Origin of the sequence: Hydrogenophaga pseudoflava (genome assembly GCF_031020795.1) — a bacterium.
GTDB lineage: Bacteria > Pseudomonadota > Gammaproteobacteria > Burkholderiales > Burkholderiaceae_C > Hydrogenophaga > Hydrogenophaga pseudoflava_A.
Map to the genome: position 1 here is coordinate 496,205 of NZ_JAVHJP010000001.1, position 12,504 is coordinate 508,708.

A 12,504-nucleotide genomic window follows, 5' to 3' on the forward strand; every position below is an offset into this window, starting at 1 on the left:
GAGGTGCGGAAGAGAAAAAGAAGAACCGCTCAGCGGCCCAGCACGAACATCAGCGCCGCCCCGGCCACTGCGCCGATCAGCAGCATCACCACCTGCTTCATCCCGCCGGCCGGGGGCGGTGGGGGCAGTTCGTCGGGCAGATCGTCCGCCACGGTGTCTTCCACCGGGGGCGTCTTGTAGGCCTGGTCCACCGACACACCGATGCGCCGCAGCGGGCTGCCCGGCGCCGCCCAGGCGGCCCACAGGCCGTGGGCCTCGGAAGGCACCACCGCACCCCGCTCCACCGCCGCTTCCACATCGCTCCAGCGGATCAGCACCTGGACCGAAGGCAGGAACACGTCGTCCATCTGAGTGGATTCCCACTCGGACTGCTCATCCATCACGAAGGTGTCCGGGTTGTCCAGGTCCTTGTTCATCGTCGGGTCCCTCGGCCGGCGCGGCGCGTCGGCCTGTTTTGAAAGTGGCACCAACGATATCGGAAACCGCCTGCCGCTGGCACCCTGCAGCCATCCCCTTGTCGGCTTGAAGGCCGAACCCTCCTAGAATCCGCGCCCACCATGACAAAGCGCACCGACCTGCCCGCCCTGCTGGCCGAGATCCACCGCGACGCCCAGGTCCTGTACGGCCAGGGCCGGGTGGCCGACTACATCCCGGCCCTGGCCGAGGTGTCGCCCCGGCACTTCGGCATGGCCATTGCCACCGTCGACGGCCAGACCCACCGTGTGGGCGACGCCGACACGCCCTTCTCGCTGCAGAGCATCACCAAGCTGTTCACCTTCGTGCTGGCGCTCAAGCTCGAAGGCGACGCGGTGTGGCAGCGCGTGGGACGCGAGCCCTCGGGCGCGGCCTTCAACTCCATCGTCCAGCTGGAAACCGAGAACGGCATCCCGCGCAACCCCTTCATCAACGCGGGCGCGCTGGTCATCACCGACATCCTCACCACCCGCTATGCCCACCTCGACTACGCGCTGCTGGGTGCGCTGCGCCGTCTGGCCGACGAGCCCAACCTGCACTGGAATCCGCGCGTGGCGCGCAGCGAGCGCGAGACCGCGCATCGCAACATGGCCATGGCGTATTTCATGAAGAGTCACGGCAACTTCCGCAACGAACCCGAGACGGTGCTCGACAACTACTGCCGCCAGTGCGCCACGGAGATGAGCTGCGCCCAGCTGGCCCAGGCCACGCTGTTCCTGGCCAACGGCGGGCGCGACCTGGGCCGCCAGGGCGAACCGGACGAACAGTTCCTCAGCGCCGACGACACGCGCCGCGTCAATGCCCTGCTGCTGACCTGCGGCGCCTACGACGCGGCGGGCGATTTCGCCTACCGCATCGGTCTGCCGGTGAAGACCGGCGTGGGCGGCGGCATCGTCGCCGTCGTGCCCGGCGTGGCCACCGTTGCGGTCTGGGCGCCCGAGCTGGACGCCAAGGGCAACTCGGTGCTGGGCGCCTTCGCGCTGGAACGGCTGGTGCAGGCCACCGGCTGGGGCCACACCAGCCTCTGAATCCATTCAGACCCGACCCTGAAAGATACTCAGGACCCAGAAGTTCTTTGATTTGCAATGGAATTGTGGGAATATCTGACTGGGATATTCATTCACAAAACCATTCATGTCCACACCTCATCCCGCCGAAACCCAGCTGCTGCAAGCCCTGCGCAGCCTGGGTGGCCACGCCGGTGGCGCCCAGTTGCAGCAGCGGCTGGGCATGAGCCAGCCCACGCTCTCGCGCCTGCTTGCGCCGCTGGTGGCCAGCGGCCAGGTGGTGGCGGTGGGCGCGGCGCGGGCGCGGCGCTACCTGCTGCCGCGCGAGGTGGACGGCGTGGGGCGCCAGGTGCCCATTCACGCCGTGGGGGCGGACGGCGCGCTGCAGCCCTTCGGCACCCTGCACCCGCTGGCCGGGGGCGGCTTCTGGATGGACGAGGCCGACAAGGTGCACGGCGCCAGTGCTTTCCACGACAGCCTGCCCTGGTTCCTCTACGACATGCGGCCGCAGGGCTTTCTCGGCCGGGGCTTTGTCGATGCCCACCCTGCCCTGCGCCTGCCCGCCAACCTGCAGCACTGGAACGACGATCACATATTGAAAGCGCTCGTGAACGCGGGCGAAGACCTGCCGGGCAACCTCGTGGTGGGTGCCGCGGCCTTCGACCGCTTCCTGGATCTGCCCACCCCGTTGCACAGCCGCGCGCCCGTGGTGGACGACCCCGCCACCCAGTACCCCGCCCTCGCCGCCCAGGCGCTGGGCCAGACCCTGGCCGGTTCCAGCGCGGGCGGCGAGCAGCCCAAATTCAGCGCCGTGCGCGACGGCCACCCGGTGCTGGTGAAGTTCTCGCCCGCCGACGACAGCGCCGCCGCTCAGCGCTGGCGCGACCTGCTGACCTGCGAGGCGCTGGCGCTGCAAACCCTGGCCGACGCCGGCATCGGCGCCGCCCCCACCGAACTGGTCGAGGCCGGCGGCCGCGTCTTCCTGCAAAGCCGCCGCTTCGACCGCACGCCGCAGGGCGGCCGGGTGGGCATGGTCTCGCTGGAGGTCTACGACCGCCAGTACATCGGCCAGGGCACCAACTGGGTCGACACCGCGCGCCGCGCCGACCAGGCCGGTCCCGAACGCCTGAGCGCCACCGACGTGACCACCCTCTGCCTGCTCGACGCCTTCGGCGCGCTGATCGCCAACACCGACCGCCACCACGGCAACATCTCGCTGCTGCTGCACGAGCACCGCTGGCAGCTCGCCCCCGCCTACGACATGCTGCCCATGCTGTACGCGCCGGTGGCGGGCGAGGTGGTGCCGCGCGACTTCGCGGCCCAGCCGCCGCGCCCCACAGTGCACACCCTGCCCGTGTGGCCCCGCGCCCGAGAACTGGCCACCCGCTTCTGGAAGCGCGTGGCGGACGAAGGGCGCATCAGCGCCGGGTTCCGGGCGATGGCGATGGCCAACGCGCGGTTCGTGCCCGGGCTCTGAGCGGCTGGCTCAGCCCCATAGCGGCGGCTTGGTCACCATCAGCGCGAACACCACCAGCATGGCCCCGAACGCCGGGTAGCCCAGCCCCTCCCACCAGCGTGCCATGCGCCAATAGGCCGCAGGCAGCACCGCATCGCCCCGGGCCGACGAAGCCGCCGCCAGCTGCGCCATGCGGATCTGCAGCCCCACGACCGGCAGCCAGCACGCCCCGGCGAACGCGTAGAGCCCCAGCGAGAGCGCGATCCAAGGCGTGGTCAGCGGCCAGCCGGCCATGTGGGCCAACGCGAAACCGCTGAGCGGTTGCACGATCACGGCCGGCGTGGTCATCCACCAGTCGGCCCGGACCACCAGCCGCGAGACCACGGCCTGCGCCGGTACCGAGCCGCTGCGGTGCGCCATGAACAGGTAGAAGGCCGAGCCGAAGCCAGTGCCCACCAGCACCACGCTGGAAACGATGTGCAGGGTCTTGATCCAGAGGTAGAGGTTCATCGTCTTGCTCCGACAAAGGTCCATTCGCTCCCCCGCCACAGCAGGGCGGCGATCGGCAGGTTTTTGAGCAGCGGTGCGAACGGGTGCAACCATTCGCCCGGCACCATGGCGCTGGCCAGCAGCGTGAACAGCACCACCACCGCCAGCCCTGCGCGGCAGGCCAGCGGCCCCGGTCGCCACACCAGCCAGGCGCCCATCAGCACGTCCACCACAATGCCGCCAGCCACCAGCGGGGACACCAGCGCCTCGGGCACCCAGCCCGGCGCGCGCACGAGTTCGTGGCTGATGCCGCCCCAGCCCAGCGCCGACGCCGCAGCCGTGCCCCACCACAGCGCCACCAGGCTCCATCGTTCGGGCGCGTTCATGCGACCTCCGCCCGCGCAGCGGTCGAGTCCACCCGCGGCCAGCAGCGCACCGACACCGGCGCCCGACCCAGCAAGGCTTGCAGCCCCGACGCATCCGCCGTGTTCGGCTGCGCGAGCAGGGCCAGCGACTCGCTGCACCAGGGCGACAGCGGCACGGCATCGCCCAGCCGCGCGCTCCAGCGGCTTGGCGCTTCGGGCAGCAGGGCCACCCGTGCCGGCGCGTGGCCCAAGGCGGCGCGCCAGTGCGCAATCAGCGCCTGCAGCGTGAACACCTCGGGCCCGGCAAGCTCCACAATGCCCCGCCGGTCGCCGCCCAGACCGGCCACCACCGCCGCCGCCAGATCGTCCACATGCAGCGGCTGCGCCAGCCCGCGCGCCACCGGCGCCGGCAGCAGCAACCAAGGCAGCCGCGCCAGCGCGCGGAACAGCCCGGTCGACGCACCGCCCTCGCCCACCACGATGCTCGGCCGCAGCACCACCGCGTCCAGCGCGCCGCGATCCGCCAGCGCCAGCAGGTGCTCGTCGGCCGCGCGCTTGCTGCGCGCATAGGCCGTCGAGCTGCCCTCGATGCCCAGGGCCGAGACCTGCACCACCCGCCGCACACCGGCTTGCGCACAGGCGTCGAACAGCGCCTGCGGCCCGCTCGCGTGCGTGGGCCAGATCGGGCGGCGCCGCGAATCGCGCAACACACCCACCGTGTTCACCACCGCGTCCACCCCCGAGAGGTAGGGCAACCAGTCGGCCGGGCCGGTCGCCCGCGCCATGTCCACCCGCGGGCGGTTCACCAGCGTGTGCCCCGCCGACAGCAGCGCCTGCACCACGTGCCGCCCTACAAAACCCGAAGCCCCCAGCAGCCAGACATTCATGATCCGCTCCTCCATCTTTCTGTAATTTCTGTCAACACAGAAACATTGATTCAAAAAAAAGCCCGGGCAGCCTCAGCCGTCCGAGCGCACGAACTTCTGCACCGACGCGCCCAGGCGCATCACCTTCTCCAGCGTGGCGGGCGACAGCCGCAGCATCTCGTCCGTCCACACGCCCAGCGTCTGCATGAAGCGCAGCGTCTCGCGCACACGGTCCTGCGCGTCGGGCGATTCGCTCTCGAACTCGGGCGACGCCACCAGCGTCTGCAGCATCTGCACCGTGGGCAGGAACTCGCGCTCCTTGCGCTGGCGCACGATGGTGCGGAACAGCTCCCACACATCGGAAGAAGTCTCGAAATAGTCGCGCCGGTCGCCCAGCACCTGCGTCTGCCGCACCAGGCCCCAGTTGCGCAGCTCGCTCAGGCTGGTGCTCACATTCGAGCGGGCCACCACCAGCGTGGTCGCGATCTCTTCGGCGTGCAGCGGGCGGCCGTGGAAAAACAGCAGGGCGTGGATCTGGGCGACGGTGCGGTTCACGCCCCAGGCGGTCCCCATTTCACCCCAGTGCACCACGAAACGGCGGGCAGATTCGGTCAGTTCCATGGGCGCGATCGTGCGCGCGTCTGAAATTTCTGTCAAGACAGAAAATCAAAACTGAATCGAAGCGACTTTTTGCCGTAGCGACGGCAGGTCCCGCTCAACCACCTCAGGATGAGCGGCCGTGAACGCCGGATCGACCCGCTGGATGTTGTTGGCCGCCTCACCGATGACTTCCAGGTTCCGATGACGGCGTCTTGGATCAGTTCGCTGGCTGCGAAACCGGTCGCGTCCACTCCAAACGGTGTCGCTCGATGCGCGCCATCGCCTGCACGATGTGGCCACGTAATCGGCCACCCGCCCGGCTTTGTTCATACCGGCACGGCCTGCTGCAGCACGGTCTGCCGGAAGCTGGCGGGCAGCGCATTGGGCGTGAGCACGTCCACTGGCACGCCCAGCAACTGCTCCAGTTCCACCTGGATCGCCGCCACGTCCATCAGGCTGGTCTCAGGCGTCGGGTCGATCAGCAGGTCCAGGTCGCTGCCTTCCACATCATCCCCCGCCACCACCGAGCCGAACACCCGCGCATTGCACGCGCGGTGCGCCTCGACGACGCGGCGGACGGCGGAACGGTGGGCTTGCAGGGCGGTGGACGGCTTCATGGAAGGGAGGCGCCAGAATGGGCGAAGGCCATGATAGCGCCGGAGGCGCCGCCCTAGAATGGCCGGATGAGCTCCAACACCCCTTCTTCCCCCTCTAAAAACAACGCTCCCGCCGCCGAAGGCGAGGAGCACAAGGTCAGCAACTTCCTGCGCCAGATCATCGAAAAAGACCTGGAACAAGGCACCTACGCCAGCCGACAGTGGGGCGGCGGCCCGGGTGATGCCGCCTTCCACGACGCGGGCATTCCCGACCCGGCCAAGATCCGCACCCGCTTCCCGCCCGAACCCAACGGCTACCTGCACGTGGGACACGCCAAGAGCATCTGCCTGAACTTCGGCCTGGCGCGCGACTACGGCGGCGTCTGCCACATGCGCTTTGACGACACCAACCCCGAGAAGGAAGAAAAGGAGTACGTGGACTCCATCCTCGACGCGGTGCAGTGGCTGGGCTTCAACTGGCAAAGCAGCTTCAACGGCCCAAACGGACCAGTCATCGAAGACCACCTGTACTACGCGTCGAACTACTTCGACTTCATGTACCGCGCGGCCGAACACCTCATCACCGCCGGCCACGCCTATGTGGACGAACAGACCGCCGAAGAAATGCGCGTGAACCGCGGCGACTTTGGCAAGCCCGGCGTGGACAGCCCCTTCCGCACCCGCACGCCGGACGAAAACCTGGCCCGCTTTCGCGAAATGCGCGACGGCAAGCTGGCCGACGGCGCCGCCGTGCTGCGCGCCAAGATCGACATGGCCTCGCCCAACATCAACATGCGCGACCCGGCCATCTACCGCATCCGCCGCGCTACGCACCACAACACGGGCGACGCCTGGTGCATCTACCCCATGTACACCTTCGCGCACCCCATCGAGGACGCGCTGGAGCAGATCACCCACTCCATCTGCACGCTGGAGTTTGAAGATCAGCGCCCCTTCTACGACTGGCTGCTGGAGCGTCTGTGCGAAGGCGGCCTGCTCAAGGCCCCGCCGCCGCGGCAGTACGAATTTGCGCGCCTGAACCTCACCTACGTGATCACCAGCAAGCGCAAGCTGGCGCAGCTGGTGAACGAGAAGAAGGTCAGCGGCTGGGACGACCCGCGCATGCCCACCATCGTCGGCCTGCGCCGCCGCGGCTACACGCCCGAAGCCATCCAGCTGTTTGCCGAACGCATCGGCGTGACCAAGAGCGACTCCTGGATCGACTACAGCACGCTCGACGGCTGCTTGCGCGAAGACCTGGAAAACAAGGCCCACCGCGGCATGGCCGTGCTCGACCCCGTCAAGCTGGTGCTCACCAACTGGGCCGAGGTGTTCGGCTCTGACGGCTACACCGAAGACTGCACCCAGCCCGCCCTGCCCCACAGCGCCATTGCAGAAGGGCAAACACCCCCGCCCGACCGCGTGTTCAAGATCGGCAAGGACGTGTGGATCGAGCGCGAGGACTTTGAAGAAGTGCCGCCCAAGGGCTACAAGCGGCTGTTCCCCGGCAACGTGGTGCGCCTCAAAGGCGGCTACGTCATCGAATGCACCGGCGTGGGCGCCAAAGACGCCGACGGCAAAGTGACCGAAGTGCACGCCAAAGTGATCGCCGGCACCAAGAGCGGCACCCCCGGCGCCGACAGCGTCAAGGCCAAAGCTGCCATCACCTGGGTGGGCGCCGCCGACGGCGTGAGCGCCGAAGTGCGCCTGTACGACCGCCTGTTCACCGACCCGCAACCCGATGCGGGCGGCAAGAACTTCCTGGACGCGCTGAACCCCGACAGCCTGAAGGTGGTGACCGCCTACGTGGAGCCGTCACTGGCCGCCGCCAAGCCGGACCAGAAATTCCAGTTTGAACGCCACGGCTACTTTGTGGCCGACCGGGCGGATCACGGCGTGGGCGGGAAAGTGGTGTTCAACCGGGTGACGGGGTTGAAGGATGGATGGGGAAAATAAACCGCACAAGAACGATTTTGTTCAACAACTTTCACAGGGAATATCAAAAATGAAACCAATCAAAGATCTTGAGACAGGATTCTCCGACGCAGAAAATTACAAGCGCCGAGAAAATAAAGATCTTCTAAATAGAATTTTCATTAAAAACGACTACTTAGACAGTCTGTGCGAACCCAACGTGAGCTTCCTAATCGGCGAAAAGGGCACAGGCAAAACCGCATACTCGGTATTTCTCTCAAACAATAACTATAAAAACATTCTAGCAACAACCAAATACATCAGAGAAACCGAATACCAAAAGTTTGTTGCTCTAAAGAAAGAGAAGCACCTCACTCTATCCGAATTTTCCAGCATCTGGAAAATAATCATTTATCTCCTAATCGCCAAACAAATAATTGAAAAGGAACCTGCCACCAGTCAGATATTCAATTTCATAAATTTCAGACGACTAAACGACGCGATTGATGAATATTACGCAAACGCATTTTCACCCGAAATAATTCAAGCACTCAGCTTCATTCAGGAATCAAAAACATCAGCCGAAATAATCGCAAAACATCTTCGCGCAGGCGGGGAGGACAAAAGCACAGTCACCTTCGTTGAAAGCAAATTTCAAATAAATCTTTTCTACATACAAAGACAGTTTGAACAAGCCCTCAGCCAACTAAAACTCGCACAAAGCCACCTAATTTTCATTGACGGCATTGACATTAGACCGAGTTCAATTGCATACGAGGACTACCTTGAATGCATCAAGGGGCTGGCAAACGCAGTCTGGGAAATTAACAATGATTTCTTCCCTACAATAAGAGATTCAAAAGGCCGTCTGAGAGCCGTCTTGTTGATCAGACCGGATATCTTTGAAAAACTGGGACTCCAGAATCAAAATACAAAAATTCGAGACAACTCAGTTTTTCTTGATTGGAGAACAGACTACATCAATCACAGGCAGTCGGGCATTTTTGCGGTAGTTGACAACCTTCTCAAAAGCCAGCAAAGCGACGCAAACATTAAACACGGCGACGCATGGGATGCATATTTCCCATGGAATTCACCTAACGTATTTGAGACCTACGATAAGCCCACATCGTTTCTTAGTTTTATTCGCTGGTCATATTACAGACCGCGTGACTTTGTTACAATGCTGGACCTTTTGAAGGAAAATGCGAAATCCAATCCCCAAAAGGTCAACTTCACATCCGAGGATTTTGAAGACCCACATTTCAAGCGGCAGTACTCGAATTATCTACTTGGCGAAGTAAAGGACCACCTCTCCTTTTACTATGGGCCAGAGAACTACGAGGCATTCTTGAAGTTCTTCGAGTTTTTGTCAGGACATGACAAGTTCGACTACCAACAATACTCCACCGCCTTTAAGAAACTTGAAAATCACGTAAAGTCCTTGGCATCCGGCACACCTAGGTTTATGGCAACCGCAAATGATTTTCTGCAGTTTCTGTATGACCTGAATGTAATTTGCTACATTGAGCGAACAGAACAGCACAAGCCATTCATACATTGGTGCTTCAAGGATAGGAACTATGCCAACATCTCACCCAAGGTGAAAACCGGTGTTGAATATGAAATCTTCTACGGGCTCGCAAAAGCCTTGAACGTTGGAAAAACGTTCAAGGGACAAGACGGCAGTTAGGGCGGCAACTGACAGCTTGCTTTCCTTCTATTCGTTGAACCGGCGCACGTACATAACCATTGAGTCGCGCGACGATTCAACGGGGTCAGGATCGGGGACAGGTCTCGCTTTTTGCCTCTAGGCGCGTAGCGAAGTTCCCGCCCCCACTCGCCCCAATCACCAACCGCTGCGTCGCCCGCGTAGCCCCCACATAGAACAGCCGCGCTTCCTCGCGTTCGTCTTCGCCCTCGGCGGGCATGCGCCCGGCGCCGACCAGCGCCACCCCCGGGAACTCCAGCCCTTTGCTGACGTGCAGCGTCATCACCTTGATGCTGTCGTGCGCGGGGTCGTAGAGCCTGAAAACGTCGAGCATGTTTGACATTTTTCAGATCCAGTGCTCCACTCCAGCCCATGAACCTCGCAGACATCGGTCAACTCGTGCAAGCCCGTCGGGAGGCGCTGGGCCTTTCGCAGGCGCGGCTGGCGCGGCTGGCCGGCTTGTCGCGCGCCACCATCAACCAGCTGGAAAACGGCTCTCTGGTGGACCTGGGCGCGGCCAAGCTGTTGGCGCTGCTGAACCTGCTGGGCCTGGATCTGGCCGCACAGCCACGGGCATCCCAAGCGCACGCGCTGGCCTTGCTGAGCCAGACGGCCAGCGTGAGCTACAGGCAGGCGCTGCAACCGGGCGCTCTGGCCGACGCGTTGGTGGCCGGCACCCTGCCCCCCGCGCTGGTGCCGCAGGTGTCCACGCTGCTGGACGAGGCGCCGTTGCCGCTGATTGTGGCCGGTGTGGCGGAAGTGGCCGAACGCACGCACACGCCGCCCAAGAGGCTGTGGAAGCACCTGACGGCTTGGGCACAGGCACTGCAGTCGCCACGCACGGCCTGGGCCTGAGTGGCATCTGAGAGATCATCGACATGAACCCGTCCACCCAACCGAGCGCCCTGCCCGAAGGCGTGTGGCAAACCTTGCTGGCCCACGCCTTCACGCTGGTGGACGAGATCGGCCGGCGCGGCATCAGCGATCCGTTCTGGACGTTTGGGTGTGTCGGTGGACTATGTGGAGGGGCCGGGCTACGTGAAGCTGCTGCGGCCGGAAGGCGAGATCGACTTCGTGGCCTCGCCCAACCTCACGGCGCAACCGTACGACGAATGGACGCTGCTGGGACGCAAGGTGAAGGTGGAGACCGCCGCCGAGATCGTGGCCAAGAAGCTCTGGCACCGGGGCGGCCGGGCCACGGCGCGAGACTTGTTCGACCTGTCGCTGGTGATCGAGCGGGAGCCGGAAGCGCTGGCGACGGCTGCGCTCTACCTCGTCCGCCATCGGGACGCGTTTCTGACGCAGATTCAGCAACGGCGCGCGGTGCTGGGTGTGCAGTTTGAGGTGATCGACGCGCTGGCTTATCGGCCGACGTACGACGAACGCTCGACTTCGCCCTCAGAAGGTGAGGCAGCTCACGCATGCGCAGGAAGTCGGCGCACAGGCGAACGTGTCATCCTCCGCCGAAAGGGCCAGAGCACAACTGCTGCTCGCACGGAATGCCGTCGTTGTCCCCGTCCATCTCCATGCCAGGGCAGTTCCGCAGAAACTGCTTGGCCTCGCTGCAGAACTCATCTGAGAGCAGTGCTTGCGGCCGTCGCACTGAAAAGCTGGGGATGCAGCCTCATGAGGCTTTGGGGCGCGAAGGGCATCGCCTCGACGCGTTCGGTGTAGCGGGAGTAGCCGAGCCATCCCACTTCCTTGTCCAGCTCCAGCTCAAACGACAGCGACTCGCCGATCACCGGCGCCCGCCCGTCGCGCGGATACGCGGACACGTGTACGAAGAGTTCCTGCCCACCCTGGTCAGCCGCCACGAAGCCAAAGCCCCGGTCGGTATTTCATTTGGTGAGCTTGCCGTGGAATCTGGATGCGACGGTGTTCATGGTCAGGTGCTAGCTGCGGGAACAGGTCACCGTGTCCCCGAAGAAATGGTGCACCCCAAAGCACTGCCGGTAACAGAAACGGCACAACCATCGCGACAGCCCAGAGTGGCACTTCTTTGGGCAGATATCCGAGCGCAACAACGAACCCCAGCCAAACCGCAAGCCAAAGCAGATAGTCCCAAACAGAGGTCGTGCCAGTGGGCATCAGCAAATCGCTGAGCACCAGCAACGGCAGCGAAGACAGCAGCAGCAACTGCAGGAAGCTCAGGGTCGTCGCCCATCGCCACACAGCACGCCGCCACCCCGCATGGGCCACGGTGGCCCCGCCTGTACCCAACAGGATGCCTGCCGGGATCAGGACATAGGCAAGTCCAGGCACGCAGTCGCGCCACACCCCCCATGCTACATACAGGTGCAACAGCCCCACGCTCAGCAGTTGAGCGCCAATGAGCAGGTTGTTGGTGTCCTTCAGCGACCCCGACCACCGGCGCCAGGGAGCGTTCCTGAGGGAGTCCATCAGTGTGAAGGCGCCATGCGGGGCGATCAGGGCCAACATGACTGCCAGCATGTAGACAAACGCCGCGCCGGCAATGCCCACGCCAGCCCCCAGCACGGTGACGATGTCTGCAGGCACATGACCCATGCCACGGAAGTAGGCGTACATGATCAGCACGCCAATGCAGGTGCTGAGCACCCCCAGCCCCACCCAAGGGAAGTCCCGCACCAGAGCCAAAGCCCGGCTGCCCGAACTCGTCAACCTGTCGGGGGTCAGTTGATCTGTCGGTTGATCGGGCGAAATGCTTTCGCCGGTGGCCCCTTGGGTGGAGGCTTTGGTGTTCATCTGGCTCCCTGGTCCCTAAAGCTGGTGACCTTTTCATTGTAGGAATGCCTATCGTTGGAACGGATGACAGGTAGGTAGCTGATGCCGATGTTCCTTATTGCCTCTTCGAATGCTCGCCTGCGCAAGCACGGCAGGGTGGCCGGGACGTGCTCCAGCGAATACGGCAAGGTGACGAAGGCCACGGTGCACACGGCACACGGTTCATCTGCCCCAGGCGTGGCCTTCGCGATGGGCGGTGTCCAGCAGATCGGCCACCTGGGCCACTTCTTCGCGCAGCGCGTTTGACCCGCTCGCGCTCAGCT

16 protein-coding genes and 1 pseudogene are annotated in these 12,504 nt (G+C 63.9%); 7 read left to right on the plus strand and 10 right to left on the minus strand.

Translation table 11 applies throughout. The features are described from left to right. Positions 1-29: 29 nt before the first annotated feature. Positions 30-416 (minus strand): hypothetical protein, encoded by a 387-nt coding sequence (locus tag RCO38_RS02415; RefSeq protein ID WP_308326699.1) that lies wholly within the window; start codon positions 414-416, stop codon positions 30-32. 141 nt (positions 417-557) lie between these two features. On the opposite strand from RCO38_RS02415, the gene RCO38_RS02420 reads away from it, so the two are divergent. Together RCO38_RS02420 and yjjJ are read left to right on the plus strand one after the other, a co-directional pair. Beyond that, on the plus strand, positions 558-1,502 hold the full coding sequence (locus RCO38_RS02420) for a glutaminase (protein ID WP_308326700.1): 945 nt from the start codon (positions 558-560) through the stop codon (positions 1,500-1,502). Between the two features lie 106 nt (positions 1,503-1,608). Beyond that, a complete protein-coding gene (yjjJ, locus tag RCO38_RS02425) occupies positions 1,609-2,958 on the plus strand; it encodes a type II toxin-antitoxin system HipA family toxin YjjJ (RefSeq protein ID WP_308326701.1) in 1,350 nt (449 codons plus the stop codon). A gap of 9 nt (positions 2,959-2,967) precedes the next feature. On the opposite strand, the gene RCO38_RS02430 is transcribed toward yjjJ, so the two are convergent. From RCO38_RS02430 to RCO38_RS02455, 6 genes are all read right to left on the minus strand, one after another. Further along, on the minus strand, positions 2,968-3,447 hold the full coding sequence (locus tag RCO38_RS02430) for a DUF2269 family protein (RefSeq protein ID WP_308326702.1): 480 nt from the start codon (positions 3,445-3,447) through the stop codon (positions 2,968-2,970). Further along, positions 3,444-3,812, minus strand: coding sequence for a DoxX-like family protein (locus tag RCO38_RS02435; protein ID WP_308326703.1), 369 nt, complete (start codon positions 3,810-3,812; stop codon positions 3,444-3,446). Before RCO38_RS02435 ends, RCO38_RS02430 begins: the two co-directional genes overlap by 4 nt. Beyond that, positions 3,809-4,678, minus strand: a complete 870-nt coding sequence (locus RCO38_RS02440; protein WP_308326704.1) for an NAD-dependent epimerase/dehydratase family protein — start codon at positions 4,676-4,678, stop codon at positions 3,809-3,811. The genes RCO38_RS02435 and RCO38_RS02440 overlap by 4 nt, the downstream gene beginning before the upstream one ends. A 72-nt stretch (positions 4,679-4,750) precedes the next feature. After that, a complete protein-coding gene (locus tag RCO38_RS02445) occupies positions 4,751-5,278 on the minus strand; it encodes a GbsR/MarR family transcriptional regulator (RefSeq protein WP_308326705.1) in 528 nt (175 codons plus the stop codon). A gap of 45 nt (positions 5,279-5,323) precedes the next feature. Then, positions 5,324-5,587, minus strand: a complete 264-nt coding sequence (locus RCO38_RS02450) for a hypothetical protein (protein ID WP_308326706.1) — start codon at positions 5,585-5,587, stop codon at positions 5,324-5,326. After that, positions 5,584-5,874, minus strand: a complete 291-nt coding sequence (locus tag RCO38_RS02455; protein WP_308326707.1) for a nucleotidyltransferase family protein — start codon at positions 5,872-5,874, stop codon at positions 5,584-5,586. Before RCO38_RS02455 ends, RCO38_RS02450 begins: the two co-directional genes overlap by 4 nt. Before the next feature lie 66 nt (positions 5,875-5,940). Between RCO38_RS02455 and RCO38_RS02460 the strand changes: the two genes are divergently transcribed. Next, entirely contained in the window at positions 5,941-7,809 is a 1,869-nt protein-coding gene (locus RCO38_RS02460) for a glutamine--tRNA ligase/YqeY domain fusion protein (RefSeq protein WP_308326708.1), read from the plus strand. A 49-nt stretch (positions 7,810-7,858) separates the two neighbouring features. Further along, positions 7,859-9,460 carry a P-loop ATPase, Sll1717 family gene (locus RCO38_RS02465; protein WP_308326709.1) on the plus strand — a complete coding sequence of 534 codons (1,602 nt, stop codon included), beginning with the start codon at positions 7,859-7,861 and terminating at the stop codon, positions 9,458-9,460. Positions 9,461-9,545: 85 nt separating this feature from the next. Here the strand turns inward: RCO38_RS02465 and RCO38_RS02470 are convergent. Further along, a pseudogene (locus RCO38_RS02470) lies at positions 9,546-9,791 on the minus strand (3'-5' exonuclease); the annotation flags it as partial. Positions 9,792-9,850: 59 nt separating this feature from the next. On the opposite strand from RCO38_RS02470, the gene RCO38_RS02475 reads away from it, so the two are divergent. After that, entirely contained in the window at positions 9,851-10,333 is a 483-nt protein-coding gene (locus RCO38_RS02475; protein WP_308326710.1) for a helix-turn-helix transcriptional regulator, read from the plus strand. A gap of 183 nt (positions 10,334-10,516) precedes the next feature. After that, positions 10,517-11,152, plus strand: coding sequence for a nucleotidyl transferase AbiEii/AbiGii toxin family protein (locus RCO38_RS24310; RefSeq protein ID WP_445297926.1), 636 nt, complete (start codon positions 10,517-10,519; stop codon positions 11,150-11,152). Here RCO38_RS24310 and RCO38_RS02490 read toward each other — a convergent pair. Then, on the minus strand, positions 11,050-11,292 hold the full coding sequence (locus RCO38_RS02490; RefSeq protein WP_308326711.1) for a cold-shock protein: 243 nt from the start codon (positions 11,290-11,292) through the stop codon (positions 11,050-11,052). The two genes, RCO38_RS24310 and RCO38_RS02490, sit on opposite strands and share 103 nt — an antisense overlap. Next, positions 11,282-12,202 (minus strand): hypothetical protein, encoded by a 921-nt coding sequence (locus tag RCO38_RS02495; RefSeq protein WP_308326712.1) that lies wholly within the window; start codon positions 12,200-12,202, stop codon positions 11,282-11,284. Before RCO38_RS02495 ends, RCO38_RS02490 begins: the two co-directional genes overlap by 11 nt. 81 nt (positions 12,203-12,283) lie before the next feature. Between RCO38_RS02495 and RCO38_RS02500 the strand changes: the two genes are divergently transcribed. Then, positions 12,284-12,487, plus strand: a complete 204-nt coding sequence (locus RCO38_RS02500) for a hypothetical protein (protein ID WP_308326713.1) — start codon at positions 12,284-12,286, stop codon at positions 12,485-12,487. Positions 12,488-12,504: the final 17 nt, after the last annotated feature.